The following is a 13,967-nucleotide window of genomic DNA, read 5'->3' as shown; positions in this document are numbered from 1 at the left end:
GTGGTGACGGGCGACATCTCTCCGCAACGGCCCGAGTCATATGCTGCTGCCGTCGAGAAAACGCTGCTGGAGGACTGAGATGTACGGGATGAATCAACTGGACATGATGAGCCAGGCGAGAATGAGCGACATGCTTCGCGACGCGGAACGGATTCACCAGGTCAATGAGGTGCTGAGGGAGCGGAGGGCCGCCCGTCGCGCGCTCTTCACGATAAACGTCGCGCGCTTCTGGCGCCGCGCTGCGCCCCGACTCGCGGCGCCCGCGATCCATGAGGCGGCGCCCGCGAGCTAGCGCCGATCGACGGTGAGGGGCCGCGTCAGATCCGGAGCTAGCGACTGACGCGGCCAGCCGTTTCGCTACTGCGGGGTAAGGCGCAGGGTGGTGTGCCGTCTCGAGAGCCGCACGAACGATCGGGCATCGTTGGGCCAGCGCTCGCCGTATTTCTCACGGATGCCGGCATTGACGGCACGAATCAGCGAACCGTCGCTCACGCGCTGGACTCGGGCCGCCACTTTGCGCCGGCCGACCCGGATTGTGACGTTTCGATTCGCCAGCGCCTCCTGATACCAGCGTCCCTTCACGTAGACGGACCGGATATAGACGCCCCTGCTAGTCGGCACGATCCAGATCGTCGTCCGATGCACTGGTGATTTAGAGTCGCGGCGCGTCTCGATCTCGATCTCGTCACTTTCCGCGAGCCTTCGAAGTAGATCCGTCGATGTCGCCCGCATGCGGCTATCGTATCGACTGTGACGGACAAGCCACTGGCTGCGCTGAAGGCCAGCGACCCGAAGATGGCGCGCCTCATCGAGGCGACGGAACCTGTCGATGCCACGGCCTGGCGCCGTGCGCGGCCGCTCGGCAATCCCTTCAGCGTGCTCGTCTATTCGATCATCGGCCAGCAGATCTCGGGATTCGCGGCCCGCGCCATCGCCGGCCGGCTCACCGAGCGCTTCGGTGACCGAATGCCGTCCCCCGCGGAGCTGCTGGCGCTGGACCCCAGCGATCTCAAAAGCGTCGGGCTGTCTCAGCGGAAAGTTGAGTACCTTCGGTCGCTGGCCGAGCACATCATTTCGGGCGAGCTCCAGGTCGACCACCTGGACAGGCTTTCCGATGACGAGGTGCGCGCCCAGATCACGGCCAGCCGCGGGCTCGGGCGTTGGACGGCGGATATGTTTCTGCTGATCAACCTCGAGCGACCCGACGTTCTCCCGATTGGCGACCTCGGGATTCGGTCCGCGGTTCAGCGCCTCTGCCGGCTGGACCACCTGCCCACGCCAGGCGAGGTCGATGCGATCGGCGAGAAATGGCGACCGAACCGCAGCCTGGCGAGCCTGTACCTTTGGGCATCGACCCGGCAAGCGCCGAAACCCGCTAAGGCGGCGAAGCCGGTGAGGCAGAGCCGCCCGACCAGGCGAAGCCCCTCGCGTCGGACCGCCGACTAGCGCTTGCCGATCTTTTCTTTCGCTTCCTGGTACGAGCGCAGCTTTCGCACTTTGGGCTGCGCGTTGAAAACGATGTACGGGTTCAACGGGTTGCGCGCCGCATAGTCCTGGTGGTAGGTCTCGGCTTGGTAGAAGGCCTCCAGCGGCACGACCTCGGTGACGATCGGCTGATCAAAGACATGGGCCTTGTTCAACTGGTCGATATAGGCCTGAGCGACGCGCTGTTGTTCGCTGTCCGTGTAGAAGATCGCCGATCGATACTGGCGCCCGGTGTCGGGCCCCTGACGATTGAGCTGTGTCGGATCGTGCGCGATGGCAAAGAAGACTTTCAGGATCTGGCCATAGCTGATCCGGCTGGGGTCATACACGACCTCGACGGACTCGGCATGGTCGGTGGTGCCACTCGAGACGGTCTCGTAGTCCGCCGTCTCTTTGGTGCCACCCGCGTAGCCGGACTTCACCGAGGAGACCCCCTCGAGGTTCTTATAAACGGCCTCGACACACCAGAAACAGCCGCCCGCCAGGATCGCCCGGCCCTGGCCGGCTTTGTCAGCGAGCGCGGCGTCGACGACGGGATCCGCGAATTGTTCCGGTGATACGCGTGCCATTGATTTACTTTAGTTCTTTGTGGCGACGGGTGACCCAGTGGAATTGAAACTCAGGAGGTCGACGATGGCCGGTCAGATCGTTCGCGTCTGGAAGGGATACGGGACCCAGGCCGGTGTCGATCGCTACTGCGATGAGCATTTCCCAAGCTCCGTGCTGCCGCATTTACGCACCATGGATGGCTTTGTCGACGCCAGGGTGCTGACCCGACCAGGCCGAAACGAAACCGAGCTTGTCGTCGCGACGATCTGGGACTCGATCGACGCCGTCAAGGCGTTCGCCGGTGACGACTACGAGCACGCCGTCGTCGAGCCGGTCGTCCGCGACCTTCTGAATCGCTTCGACGATCGCGCCACGCACTTCACGGTTGCGCTCGCAGCCTCGACGCGCTAGCTGCGGCTGGCTTCGACCGGAAGGCGATCCAGCCGAGCGCGACATACCAGGCGAAGACTTCGACTGACCGAGGACGGACTCCGGTGGGCCGCGAGTGGCTCACCGAGATGCTGATCACCCCGCGCAACGAGTTCCCGGAGTTTCCCGCGGCCCTCTCCTTCGTCTTTGGGCTGACGCCCCGCGAGGCGCTCTCCGCACTCGACAGACGAGCGTGGCTTCTCCTGGAAAGCATCGGGGAACTCGATCGAGAGCTTCACAATGAGTCCGGTCCGCCGCGTCTGTTCCTCCTCGAGACGGAGTACGTCCGCACCGTCACGGCAGCCGAGCTGAAATGGGTCGAGAGCGTAGTGAACGACCTCAGAACGGGGAAGCTCGCGTGGAAGCTCGAGGATTTTCCCGACATCGCCAAGAAGTTCACGCCGCCGGATCCGATCTGAGTCGAGCGGCTACGGTGCTGCGCTGAACGCACCTCCGGTTTCGATTAGCTCGACGGTGCCAACGCGGTCAGTGCGATACAGAGCCGCGCCCGTCAAGGCGCGCAGGAAGGCGCGCACGGGGAGGCCGTCACGACTGCTCGATGAAACTTGGATGACACTGAATCCCTGACCGGGTCCCTGCCAGACGGCCGGTCCACCACTGGTAAAGATCGCGCCACCGACGCCGGCCGGCAACGATGACCAGCTCGTTTCGGGCGGCACCACCGCGAGGAGCGCCTGCCCGTCGGCAATCAGCCAGCTGCGTCCATCACTGGCCAGACTCATCGTCACCCCGTCGAAAGCGACCGGCTGGTTCCCAGAGACAACCGGGATGCCGGAAGACTGCGCCTGCTGCACGAGGGCGCGAAGCGTCGCGCTCCAGGGATCCGGGTCGGCGATAACCATCGAGCCGATCTGGAAGCGGCCCAATACCGCGGCCGCCGCCGCAAGATTCACGCGCCGGCCCCCGGTGATCAGCCAGGTGTCGATCGTCCTCGCCGTTGGTGGCAGCGCGCGTCCCATGGCCTGGGCGAGCTTGTCCGCATCAGGCCCGGCGTCGATCAGCAGCTGGTGGCCGTTCGCGGTTCGCACCAGGACGGCCGACCCGGTCCCGACGTCGAGCGCGTAGACATGCACGCGTCCGTCGGGGCGGATCAGCAGCAGGGCCACGGTCGCGATGCCGGCGGCACCCAGCACGGCCCAGACTCGCTGTCGCCAGAAGAACTGACGCAGCTTCACGCCGGCGAGCGCACCGCCATTGACGACCATGGCCGCGGCGAGCCAGCGTCCCGGAAAGTACGGCATGGTGATCGCGGCGATCGGAAGGCTGCCCAGGCTCTCGATCACCACCCCGTACCAGCTGGTGATCAACCCGGCCGCCTGCAACAGCGGCCAGCCCGCCGCCGCCAGGAGGCTGCCGAGCAACGCGCCGGCGCCGCCAACCATCATCACCGCGGGGAGCAGCGGCAGGACAAGTGCGTTGGCCACCGGGCCAATGAGCGACAGCTGATGAAAGTTGGCGAGCATCAGCGGCCAGGTTGCGGCCTCGGCGGCGATGGTCGCCGCGAACGGATCGCGCAGCACGGGTGGGATCCAGGCGAGCCGGGCCGCGATCCGATCCGTCATGGCCGCGATCCCAATGGTGCCGGCAAACGACAGTTGAAAACTGACATCGGCGGCGAGTGCCGGCTTCAAGGCGAGCATCACGGCCGCTGTAAACGCCAATGACACAAACACATGGCTGTCGCGGCGCAGCCGGCCCGCGATGACGACCAGGATCCCCATAGCGGCCGCGCGCAAGGCCGCCGCTGACGCTCCGGCCAGGAGCGCATAGGCGGACATCGCCCCGACCGCGATCAACGGCGCCGCTCGCGGCGCGACGCGACCAAGGGTCTGATGCACGATCCGCGCGAGCAAGCTGACTTTCAGCCCGGAAATCACGACGATGTGAATCAGTCCGCTGGCGATCATCTGCTGCTGTAGGACCGGAGGTAGCGCGGCACGGTAGCCGAAGACCACGCCCAGCAGCAGCGCGGCCTGCGGTTCTGGCAGCGCTCGATCCACGGCATCGATCACCGCATGCCGAATCGCGAGCAGCCCGGCGTGCAGCGCGTCGCCGCCGTGCGATGTCACGCGGACCAGTCGCGCTGACGGCATGACGCCGGCGATGCCCTGCTCGGCCAGGTAGGCGCGGTAATCGAACTGCTCGAAGCGGGGCGGCACCTGGATCTCGCCACTGAGCAGCACCACGTCTCCGTAGCTCACCGGTGTCATGCCGTAGACGATGGCCTCGATCCGCCAGCCAGCCGGTGTTTGTCCCGCGCCGGTAAGCACGTGATCCAGGCGCACGACCAGTCGACGGCTGGCTTTGCGCTCGACCGGATCGTCATCGACGATTCCGGAAACGGAAACGGTCTGCCCGGCGAACTCAGCGGGAAGCGCGACCGTTGGCGCGAGAGTAGCGCGGCCCGCGCCCATCAGGAACGCCGCTAGGGACAGGCCGGCCAGCAGTGCGAGGCGGCGATCGATCAGAGCCACGGCGCCGGCAAGTCCGGCCGCCAGCGCCAACCACACGCGCAGCGGGCTGAGTAGCACGGCCGCCATGACGCCGACGGTCCACCCAGTCAGCACCGCGGCCAGGCCCCACCAGGGCCATCGACCTCCCTCCCTTTTTGCGGGCGAATTTCCGGACCTCCCTCCCCCGCTTGCGGGGGAGGGCCGGGGTGGGGGCCTCAGTTCACCATCAGGATCTTGGCCAGTTGCTTATAGGTGGCGGCGTCCAGTCCCATCGCCGACTTGAGCTCCGTCAGCGCGGTGAAGCTGCCGTAGTCTTGCCGGAACCTGATGATCGCGTCGGCGAGCGCCGCATCCATTCCTGGCACCTGAAGCAGCTGCTCCCGCGTCGCCGTGTTGATATCCAGCTTGGCCTTCTTTGCCTTGGCGCAATGACCGGCCGGCGGCACCACGACCTGCATGGAATCTTTGAGATGGGCTGCCAGGTTGGGCTGGCACGCAGGGTCGGCGTTTTCCGTGAGCCCGCCTGCGGCGACGATCGCGTCACTGACGCGCAGCGTTGCCACCAGCGTGTAGAGGCCAGGGTTGCGGACGGCGCCCGTGACGTAGACGATGACCGTCTTTTCCTGGGCCGCCTCGACGTCGTTCGCCGAGATGGCGGTGGGCGCCACCGCCACGGGGAGCGGCCGCGGCCAGAGCATGAAGCCAACGGCGCCGAGGATCGCGACCGCCAGCGCAGCGGCCACCTGCCAGTCATGCCGGTAGAGCCAGCCGCGGCCCGCCGCTCGCCACATATTTGTCTGCTTGCCTAGACCTAATCTGACGCGCACGCGGACGCCTCGATCGTCATCAGGGTTGTCGACCTACTCGGTGACCAGGTTGATCAGCCGGTCGGGAACGTAGACGGCGCGCGCGAGCCGCCGGCCGTTCAGCGCACGCGCGACGTTGGCGCTTCGCAGTGCCCGCTCCTGTGCATCGGCCTGGGCGGCGCCGGCCGGCATCTCGATCCGGTCGCGAAGCCGACCATCGACCTGGACGACGATCGTGACCTGCGGCCGGCGGAGCAGCGACGCGTCCACCTCGGGCCAGGGCTGAAAGACGAGCAGCCCCTCTCCTCCCTGCCGCTGCCAGAGCTCCTCGGACAGGTGCGGCGCAAACGGCCCCAGCAAGCGGGTCATGCCGAGGGCGGTGGCCTCCCAGGCATCGTCCCGCTGCCCACCGCCCTGCAGGTAGTCCTGCATCCGGTTGGCCAGCTCCATCAAGGCCGAGATCGCCGTGTTGAAATGAAACGCGTCGACGTCATGCGTCACCTTGTCGATCGTCTCGTGCAGTTTTCGCATCAGGTCACGCGACGAGACAGCGGGAGCGCCGGCCACGACCTCGTCTTCCTCGCCGAGCACCAGCCGCCAGACGCGATTCAGGAAACGCGCCACGCCATCGACGCCACGATCGTTCCACTCCGCGTCCTGGTCGGGCGGGCCGATGAAGAGCTCGTACACGCGCCCGGTGTCGGCCCCGTAGTTCTCGACGATGTAGTCGGGCGTGATGCCGTTGCCCTTGGACTTGGACATCACGGCGCCGTTGCGATGGATCATCCCCTGGGTGAAGAGCGCCATGAACGGCTCGTCCACCGACACCATCCCCGCGTCAAAGAGCGCCTTCATGAAAAACCGCGAGTAGAGCAGGTGCAGGATGGCGTGTTCGATGCCACCGGTGTACTGCTCGACCGGCATCCAGTGGTCTGCCTTGCGCTTGTCGAAGGGCAGCGCGTCGTTGTTGGGGTCGGCATAGCGCAGGAAGTACCAGGATGAGTCGACGAAGGTGTCCATGGTGTCGGTCTCGCGGCGCGACGGCTTGCCGCATTTCGGGCAGGTGGTGTTGACGAACGACGGCGTGTGCAACAGCGGATTCTGACCGTCGGATCGAAACGCGACGTTCTCGGGTAGCCGCACCGGCAGCTGGTCGTAGGGCACCGTGACGATGCCGTGATCCGGACAATAGATGATGGGGATCGGCACACCCCAGTAGCGCTGGCGCGAGACCAACCAATCGCGCAACCGGTAGATGACGGTCCCTTTGCCGATGCCACGACGTTCAGCCTCGGCGATGATCTTCGTCGTGCCGTCTTTCACGCGCAGGCCGCTATACGGGCCGGAGTTGACCAGGAAGCCGTCGTAGGTCTCGAACGCGGCCTCCAGTGCCCTGGCGGACGGCTTCGGCGTCGCGCTGATGACTTCACGAATCGGCAGCTGATATTTCCTGGCGAACTCGAAGTCCCGCGCGTCGTGGGCGGGGACGCCCATGATCGCGCCCGTGCCATAAGTGGCGAGGACATAGTCCGCGATCCAGATCGGGATGCGCTCGTTGGTAAACGGGTTGATGGCATCGGCGCCAGTAAAGACCCCCGTCTTTTCATGCTCCGTCGAGAGGCGCTCGATCTCGGTCTCCGCCTTGGTGCGCTCGATGTACGCGTCGACGGCGGCGCGCTGCTCCGGCGTGACGATCTTCCGAACGAGCTCATGCTCGGGGGCAATGACCATGAAGGTTGCGCCAAAGACCGTGTCCGGCCGAGTGGTGAAGACCTGGAGCCTGCCGTTGCCCTCGACGGCAAAGTCCAGGTCGGCGCCTTCGCTACGCCCGATCCAGTTGGCCTGCATCACCTTGACGCGCTCCGGCCAGCGATCGAGCTTACTCAAGTCGTCGAGTAATCGCTGCGCAAAGGCGGTGATTCGGAAGAACCACTGCTCCAGCTCGATCTTCGTCGGCTTGGTCCCGCAGCGCCAACAGACGCCGTTGACGATCTGCTCATTGGCGAGCACGGTGTTGTCCTTCGGACACCAGTTGACCCACGCCTTTTGCTTGTAGGCGATGCCCATCTCCATGAATTTCAGGAAGAGCCACTGGGTCCAGCGGTAGTAGTCCTCGTTGCAGGTGGTGACCTCGCGCTCCCAGGCATAGAGGACGCCCATGATCTCGAGCTCGTGCTTGGAGATGGCAATGTTGCCTTCGATCGACACCCTCGGCGGGATGCCGCTCTGGATGGCGGCGTTCTCCGCAGGGAGACCAAACGCGTCCCAACCAAACGGGTTCAGCACATTGAAGCCGCGCATGACTTTGTAGCGGGCAAAGGCGTCGCCGATCACATAGTTTCGGAAGTGCCCCATGTGCAACGGCCCTGAGGGGTAGGGGAACATGACCAGGTTGTAGAACTTCGCCTTGCTCGAGTCCTCGGTGACCCGAAAGAGGCCTGCCTTCTTCCAGGCCTCGCGCCACTTGGGCTCGATCGCCTGCGGATCGTAGACGGGAGTGACAGTTCTGGCCATGTCAGTAAAGGAGTGGTGGAGCCGACGAGATTCGAACTCGTGACCTATTGCATGCCATGCAATCGCGCTCCCAGCTGCGCCACGGCCCCACATGCGCGGGTCGAGGGTCAAGTTTAGCGAACTCTTCGGATCGAGAGCAGCGCTCGCAAACGCCACCCCAGTAGTATACACGTTTTTGTGTAACTGTCGTCGCAAAATCCGGGAGAACGCGCCCTATGATGCAGACGATGCAGCACCTGTGGGCGCCCTGGCGAATGGAGTTCATCAAGGGGCCCAAACCCTTGGGCTGCTTCTTCTGCGAGGCGGCCGCCGCCGATGGATCGCACGATGCCGAGCTTCTAGTGGTCGCCCGCGGCGAGCTGGCCCTGGCGATCCTGAATCGCTACCCGTACAACAACGGACATCTGATGATTGCGCCCAACGCGCATCTTGCGAGTATCGAAGACCTGCCGGCTGCCACCGCGAACGAGGTGATGGCGTTGACGCAACGCGCACTTCGTGTGTTGCGGCAGGTGCTTTCGCCGCAGGGCTTCAACCTCGGCATCAACGCCGGCAAGACGGCCGGGGCGGGCGTCGCCGACCATGTTCATCAGCACGTGGTGCCACGGTGGGACGGCGACACGAACTTCATGCCCATCGTCGCCGACACAAAACTCCTTAACGAAAGCCTTACGGTCAGCTATCAGCAGCTGCGTGCCGGCTTCGATCGACTGTCGTAACGGCAACCGTTAGTTGCGCGCGCCTCAATTAGGTCCGAACGGCGGATGGTTCGGCTGGAAACCGGTGCTACCGTCGTTCTAAGTCATGAAGAGACGGCGGAGACAGTCTGGCCAGGCGCTAATCGAATATGCATTTCTCATGGTCTTGCTGGCCACCATCACATTCGCCGTTGTCATCCTGGCGGGCGCCCAGCTCCAGGGTGCCTTCAACGACGTCACTTACGAGTTCAACCACCTCACCGATACCTCCACGCTCGCGCCCGACGGGACAACCATCCTCAGCCCGGGCGTTACGCCGGGCGCCGGCTCGTGTGAGTCCGGGCAGCACAGTGAGCTGAGAGGCCACAAATGGAAATGCAGACAAGACAATTGAGCTACGAGGCCGCTCCGCGCGGGCTCAACCGGCTGCTGGCCAACCGACAGATCTGGAAAAACGCGATCTACGCCATCGCGCTGATTACGTACTTATGCTCGTTCCTCTTCTTCGGTCTCGCAGTGGGCAACATGCGCGAAACGGGCGGGAGCCTGACCACCGTGATCGACCTGATCGTCGCGCTCTACTTTCTCGTGCAGGTGATCTTCCTCTTCGTGCTCAGCGGTGTCGTCGAACGTCGCCGACAGAGCCAGCCGATCACCTTTCCCGATCGGCGCGATCAGACGAGCTAGAGCCTCTCCGGGCCCGCCGGCCCACGCGAGCCGCGCTTTAGTGCGATGCGAGCGTTAGAGGCGTTCCACGACCGTGGCGATGCCCATTCCGTAGCCGATGCACATCGTGCTCAGCCCGTATCGGGCATCCTGCCGCTCCAGTTCGTGCAGGAGCGTCGTGATGAGCCGCGCGCCGCTGGCCCCCAGGGGATGTCCCAGGGCAATCGCGCCGCCGTTGTAGTTGACTTTCTCCATGTCGGCGCCGGTCTCGTGCTGCCATGCCAGCACGACCGGGGCAAAGGCCTCGTTGACTTCGAACAGGTCGATATCCTTCAGCTGCAACCCCGCCTTCTTGAGGACTTTCTGGGTTGCGGGGATGGGACCGGTCAGCATGATCGTCGGCTCTGAGCCCACGATCGCCTGCGCCACGATGCGCGCCCGCGGCTTGAGTCCGAGCTCCTTGGCCTTTTCTCTTGTCATGATCAGCACCGCCGCGGCGCCGTCGCTGATCTGGCTGGAGTTGCCGGCGGTCACGACGCCGTCCTCCTGGAACGACGGCTTCAACTGCGCCATTTTTTCTCTCGACGGTGGGATCCGCACGCCCTCGTCTACGGCAAATTCATAGCTGCTGCCGTTCTGCCTGACCTGGACCGGGAAGATCTCGCGCGTGAACCGGCCTTCCTGGATCGCCTGGCCGGCCTTGACGTGACTCTGAAGGGCAAACTCGTCGAGTTGCTCTCGCGAGAAGCCCCACTTCTTGGCGATCATTTCGGCGGAATTCCCCTGCGGGATGATCTCGTAGAGATCCATGAGCTTGGGGCTCACCGGGCCCTCGCCTGGGCCGAACGCGTCGGAACCCATGGGCACCCGCGACATGTTTTCGACGCCGGCGCCGATGACGATGTCCTGGGCACCGGACAGGACGCCCTGGGCGGCGAAGTTTACCGCTTGCTGGCCGGAGCCACAGAAGCGATTCACCGTCGTCCCCGGGACTTCGATCGGGAAACCCGCGATCAAGGCCGCGGCGCGGGCGATATTCATGCCCTGCTCGCCGGTTTGGGTCACGCAGCCGGCGATGACGTCGTCCACCAGCGCTGGGTCCACCCCAGCACGGGTGACCAGCTCCCGGAGGGTAAGCGCCAGCAGATCGTCCGGCCGGACCGGGCTCAGCTTGCCGCTGCGCCGGCCGATGGCCGTGCGGACCGCGTCAACGATTACGGCTTCAGTCATGGTTGCTGAGCTTCGCTGCCCTGCACTAGTCTAAACCCCAAGTTCCCTTACAATGTTCCGGCACATGCGAGCTTTCACTGGGCGGGCCGATTGGGCTCGGTAATCAAGAAGCGCAGGAAGAAAATGCGCAAACACAAGCACAAGAAGATGCTCAAGGCGACGCGGTGGCAGCGCCGGACGAAGTAGCCAGCTTCTGATCGATTAAGTTCGCCAGCTGCGCCTGCGAGGCCTCCCCCGGATAGCGAGCGACGACGATGCCACCACGGTCAACCAGCACGAACGACGGCGGCGAGTCAACTTCGTATGCCGCCGTCAGGCTCCCAGAGTCGTCATAGAGGCTGGGATACGGGACGTTGAATTCGGCAACAAAGGCGCGGGCGAGCGCCCGGTCGTGGTCCAGCATGTCGACGCCGTAGAACTTGATGCCCTGGCCGGCGTATCGCGCGGCCAGCGTGTTCAACCCCGGCTGCTCCTTCCGACAGGGCCCGCACCAGGCGGCCCAGAACACCAGAACCGTGCTCGACGCCTTGAAGTCGACAGTCAGCGCCGTTCCATCCAGCGCCTGGCCGGAAAGGCTCGGTGCCGCCGCGCCCACCCGGCCGTTGGGCGCCGCCTGCGAGACGTCGGGCTGCAGGCTGCATCCGGCCAGCAGTAACAACATCACCAACCAGGGCCAGCGGCCCAGCAAGCTAGTTGACCGTGCCAGGCTGGGAGTCGGCGAGCGGTCGCCGGAACCCAAGGCCGGGTGTCGGCGGCCGCGTGGCTGCCGGCAGCAGCGCCTTGTCCAGCACCTCGTCGACGTGCTTGACCAAAACGAGCTCCATCGAGTTCTTGACTTCTTCGGGCACTTCGTGGAGGTCTTTGCGATTTTTCTCAGGCAGGATGAAGATCTTGATGCCGGCCCGATGCGCGGCCAGCAGCTTCTCTTTGAGCCCGCCGATGGGCAGCACTTTGCCGCGTAGCGTGATCTCGCCGGTCATCGCCACCTCGCGGCGGACGGGCCGGCCGGTGAGCGCCGACACAACGGCCGTCGCCATCGTGATGCCCGCCGAGGGACCATCCTTGGGGATGGCGCCGGCCGGCACATGGATGTGGAAGAAATGATCCTCGAAGAAGCCGGGCTTCAACCCAAGCTCGAGCGCGTGCGACCGCGCGTAGCTGACGGCAGCACGCGCCGACTCCTCCATGACCTTGCCGATCTGCCCCGTCAGTGCGAACTCACCACGCCCTTGCATCAAGATCGCCTCGACCGTCATGACATCTCCACCATATTCGTTGACGGCCACACCGGTGACGGCACCGACCTGATCTTCCAGCTCGGCGACGCCGAACTCGAAGCGCGGCGGCCCCAGGTAGCCCATCACGTCACCCGGCTCGACGAGGACTTTTTCGGTTTGGCCCTCGGCGATGCGACGAGGAATCTTACGGGCGATGTTGGCGATCTCGCGGTCCAGGTTCCGTACCCCGGCTTCGTGCGTGTACTCGCGAATCAATAAGCGCAGGGTCGGCTCGGGCACTTCCAGGTTCTCGTCCGTCAGGCCGTGCTCGCGCAGCTGGCGCGGCACGAGGAACTGCTGGGCGATATGCATCTTTTCGTCTTCCGTGTACCCGGGAAGCCGGATGATCTCCATGCGGTCACGAAGCGGGGCGATGATCGTGTCGACGACGTTGGCCGTCGTGATGAACAGCACCTGGGACAGGTCATAGGGGACTTCGAGATAGTGATCCGAGAAGTCTTTGTTTTGTTCGGGATCGAGCACTTCGAGCAGCGCTGACGAGGGATCGCCGCGCCAGTCGGCGCCGACCTTATCGACTTCATCCAGCATGAACACCGGGTTGCGCGCGCCGGCGACTTTCATCTGTTGCAGAATCCGCCCTGGCATGGCGCCGATGTAGGTTCGCCGATGGCCGCGGATCTCGGCTTCATCGTGGATGCCGCCAAGCGAGAGCCTCACGAACTTGCGGCCGAGGGCCCGGGCAATCGACTTACCCAGGCTGGTCTTGCCAACGCCAGGCGGGCCGACAAAACAGAGGATCGGCGACCGCAGGCTCTGCGAGCGCTGGCGGACCGCCATGTATTCCAGGATCCGTTCTTTGATTTTTTCGACGCCATAGTGATCCTCGTCGAGGACTTTCGCGGCCACCTTGATATCCCACGTCTCGCCAGGCGGTGGCCCCCAGGGCAGGGCGATCAGCCAGTCGACGTACGTTCGAATAATGCCGACCTCGGGGGAGGCCGCCGGAATGCTCTGCATCCGGTCGATCTCCTTGAGGCCGCGCTCCTTCACGGCGTCCGGCATCCCGGCGGCCTCGATCTTTTCGCGCAGGCCATGCAGCTCGGCGCCCTCTTCGTCTTCGCCGAGCTCTTTGCGAATGGCCTTGAGTTGCTCGCGCAGGATCTGATCCCGCTGGAGCTTGCCGATCGTGCTCTGGACTTCGTTTTGGATCTTCGCTTTGAGCTCGAGGATCTCGACCTGCTTGCTGAGAAACAACGCCAGAAGTCTCAGCCGCTCGAGCACGTTGGGCGTCTCCAGCATGTGCTGCTTTTGCTCGAGCGTCTGGTCCGGGGCCGCCGACACCAGGTCGGCGAGATAAACGGGATCATCCGTTTTCGACACCGTGGCTGCCACCTCGGGGGCGACCCCCGCGCCAGACTCAACGTACTTCTCGTAGAGACTCTTGACGGAACGCATGTGGGCCTCCATCTCGAGGCCCTCACCCACCTGGTCGACCAGGACTTCGATCTCGACTTCGATGAACGGCTTGAACTGCACGTAGCGGACGATGCGCGCCCGCTGGGCGCCGGCGACCAGCATCTGGACACCGGCAGGCGTCTGTCGCATGCCGTTGATTTCCGCAATCGTGCCGATGGGGTACAGGTCTTGCTCGACCGTGTCGTCGACCTGTGGGTCCTTCTGCGCGACCAGCAGCACCTGCTTGTCCTTGTCCATCGCGGCCGTGATCGCCGCAATCGACGTCCGGCGGCCCACGGAAAGGGGCACGATCAGCTTGGGAAAGACGACGTCGTCGCGCAGGGGCACGAGCGGGAGCCGCCGCAGCGATTTGTCTGGCGGCGGCGCGTCTTGTGCGGGAGGGTCAGCGATCTTTTGCGCCAT

General features: G+C 64.6%; 16 protein-coding genes and 1 tRNA gene. 8 read left to right on the top strand and 9 right to left on the bottom strand.

The window, feature by feature from the left end; all coding sequences use genetic code 11:
• Positions 1-79 precede the first annotated feature (79 nt).
• A complete protein-coding gene (locus tag VHK65_03125; GenBank protein HVS05140.1) occupies positions 80-292 on the top strand; it encodes a hypothetical protein in 213 nt (70 codons plus the stop codon).
• A gap of 65 nt (positions 293-357) precedes the next feature.
• On the opposite strand, the gene VHK65_03120 is transcribed toward VHK65_03125, so the two are convergent.
• Positions 358-732, bottom strand: a complete 375-nt coding sequence (locus tag VHK65_03120) for a DUF2255 family protein (protein ID HVS05139.1) — start codon at positions 730-732, stop codon at positions 358-360.
• 18 nt (positions 733-750) lie between these two features.
• On the opposite strand from VHK65_03120, the gene VHK65_03115 reads away from it, so the two are divergent.
• The gene (locus VHK65_03115) at positions 751-1,446 is read left to right on the top strand and encodes a DNA-3-methyladenine glycosylase 2 family protein (GenBank protein ID HVS05138.1); all 696 of its coding nucleotides are present in this window, start codon (positions 751-753) and stop codon (positions 1,444-1,446) included.
• On the opposite strand, the gene msrA is transcribed toward VHK65_03115, so the two are convergent.
• Positions 1,443-2,054, bottom strand: a complete 612-nt coding sequence (gene msrA / locus VHK65_03110) for a peptide-methionine (S)-S-oxide reductase MsrA (protein ID HVS05137.1) — start codon at positions 2,052-2,054, stop codon at positions 1,443-1,445. The genes VHK65_03115 and msrA overlap by 4 nt on opposite strands.
• A gap of 64 nt (positions 2,055-2,118) precedes the next feature.
• Between msrA and VHK65_03105 the strand changes: the two genes are divergently transcribed.
• Complete coding sequence (locus VHK65_03105) at positions 2,119-2,445, top strand: antibiotic biosynthesis monooxygenase (GenBank protein ID HVS05136.1); 327 nt, start codon at positions 2,119-2,121, stop codon at positions 2,443-2,445.
• Positions 2,446-2,528: 83 nt separating this feature from the next.
• Positions 2,529-2,882, top strand: coding sequence for a hypothetical protein (locus VHK65_03100; GenBank protein ID HVS05135.1), 354 nt, complete (start codon positions 2,529-2,531; stop codon positions 2,880-2,882).
• 9 nt (positions 2,883-2,891) lie between these two features.
• Here VHK65_03100 and VHK65_03095 read toward each other — a convergent pair whose 3' ends face one another.
• From VHK65_03095 to VHK65_03080, 4 genes are all read right to left on the bottom strand, one after another.
• A complete protein-coding gene (locus tag VHK65_03095) occupies positions 2,892-5,051 on the bottom strand; it encodes a ComEC/Rec2 family competence protein (protein ID HVS05134.1) in 2,160 nt (719 codons plus the stop codon).
• 101 nt (positions 5,052-5,152) lie between these two features.
• A complete protein-coding gene (locus VHK65_03090; protein ID HVS05133.1) occupies positions 5,153-5,728 on the bottom strand; it encodes a ComEA family DNA-binding protein in 576 nt (191 codons plus the stop codon).
• Between the two features lie 69 nt (positions 5,729-5,797).
• Positions 5,798-8,257 (bottom strand): leucine--tRNA ligase, encoded by a 2,460-nt coding sequence (leuS, locus tag VHK65_03085; protein HVS05132.1) that lies wholly within the window; start codon positions 8,255-8,257, stop codon positions 5,798-5,800.
• 13 nt (positions 8,258-8,270) lie between these two features.
• Positions 8,271-8,346 (bottom strand) — tRNA-Ala (locus VHK65_03080).
• Positions 8,347-8,484: 138 nt separating this feature from the next.
• Between VHK65_03080 and VHK65_03075 the strand changes: the two genes are divergently transcribed.
• From VHK65_03075 to VHK65_03065, 3 genes are all read left to right on the top strand, one after another.
• Positions 8,485-8,976 (top strand): HIT domain-containing protein, encoded by a 492-nt coding sequence (locus VHK65_03075; protein HVS05131.1) that lies wholly within the window; start codon positions 8,485-8,487, stop codon positions 8,974-8,976.
• A gap of 85 nt (positions 8,977-9,061) precedes the next feature.
• Complete coding sequence (locus VHK65_03070) at positions 9,062-9,349, top strand: TadE family protein (GenBank protein ID HVS05130.1); 288 nt, start codon at positions 9,062-9,064, stop codon at positions 9,347-9,349.
• Positions 9,331-9,642 carry a hypothetical protein gene (locus VHK65_03065; protein ID HVS05129.1) on the top strand — a complete coding sequence of 104 codons (312 nt, stop codon included), beginning with the start codon at positions 9,331-9,333 and terminating at the stop codon, positions 9,640-9,642. Before VHK65_03070 ends, VHK65_03065 begins: the two co-directional genes overlap by 19 nt.
• A 54-nt stretch (positions 9,643-9,696) precedes the next feature.
• Here the strand turns inward: VHK65_03065 and VHK65_03060 are convergent, their stop codons facing one another.
• A complete protein-coding gene (locus VHK65_03060) occupies positions 9,697-10,851 on the bottom strand; it encodes a thiolase family protein (GenBank protein HVS05128.1) in 1,155 nt (384 codons plus the stop codon).
• A 90-nt stretch (positions 10,852-10,941) separates the two neighbouring features.
• On the opposite strand from VHK65_03060, the gene VHK65_03055 reads away from it, so the two are divergent.
• Positions 10,942-11,037: an AURKAIP1/COX24 domain-containing protein gene (locus tag VHK65_03055; GenBank protein ID HVS05127.1), complete on the top strand. Its 96-nt coding sequence runs from the start codon at positions 10,942-10,944 to the stop codon at positions 11,035-11,037.
• Here the strand turns inward: VHK65_03055 and VHK65_03050 are convergent.
• Positions 11,003-11,539, bottom strand: a complete 537-nt coding sequence (locus VHK65_03050; protein HVS05126.1) for a TlpA disulfide reductase family protein — start codon at positions 11,537-11,539, stop codon at positions 11,003-11,005. The genes VHK65_03055 and VHK65_03050 overlap by 35 nt on opposite strands.
• 1 nt (position 11,540) lies before the next feature.
• A complete protein-coding gene (gene lon, locus VHK65_03045) occupies positions 11,541-13,967 on the bottom strand; it encodes an endopeptidase La (GenBank protein ID HVS05125.1) in 2,427 nt (808 codons plus the stop codon).

The organism is Candidatus Dormiibacterota bacterium, assembly GCA_035544955.1.
Classification (GTDB): Bacteria; Chloroflexota; Dormibacteria; order CF-121; family CF-121; genus CF-13.
The sequence above is the reverse complement of the archived record's forward strand: the minus strand, read 5'-3'. Positions and strand labels throughout refer to the sequence as shown.

Coding starts and splice junctions, on each gene's coding strand:
- VHK65_03090 (HVS05133.1), bottom strand. CDS start 5,728: ATGTGGCGAGCGGCGGGCCGCGGCTGGCTCTACCGGCATGACTGGCAG.
- VHK65_03125 (HVS05140.1), top strand. CDS start 80: ATGTACGGGATGAATCAACTGGACATGATGAGCCAGGCGAGAATGAGC.
- VHK65_03070 (HVS05130.1), top strand. CDS start 9,062: ATGAAGAGACGGCGGAGACAGTCTGGCCAGGCGCTAATCGAATATGCA.
- lon (HVS05125.1), bottom strand. CDS start 13,967: ATGGCGCAAAAGATCGCTGACCCTCCCGCACAAGACGCGCCGCCGCCA.
- VHK65_03105 (HVS05136.1), top strand. CDS start 2,119: ATGGCCGGTCAGATCGTTCGCGTCTGGAAGGGATACGGGACCCAGGCC.
- VHK65_03065 (HVS05129.1), top strand. CDS start 9,331: ATGCAGACAAGACAATTGAGCTACGAGGCCGCTCCGCGCGGGCTCAAC.
- VHK65_03120 (HVS05139.1), bottom strand. CDS start 732: ATGCGGGCGACATCGACGGATCTACTTCGAAGGCTCGCGGAAAGTGAC.
- leuS (HVS05132.1), bottom strand. CDS start 8,257: ATGGCCAGAACTGTCACTCCCGTCTACGATCCGCAGGCGATCGAGCCC.
- msrA (HVS05137.1), bottom strand. CDS start 2,054: ATGGCACGCGTATCACCGGAACAATTCGCGGATCCCGTCGTCGACGCC.
- VHK65_03060 (HVS05128.1), bottom strand. CDS start 10,851: ATGACTGAAGCCGTAATCGTTGACGCGGTCCGCACGGCCATCGGCCGG.
- VHK65_03075 (HVS05131.1), top strand. CDS start 8,485: ATGCAGCACCTGTGGGCGCCCTGGCGAATGGAGTTCATCAAGGGGCCC.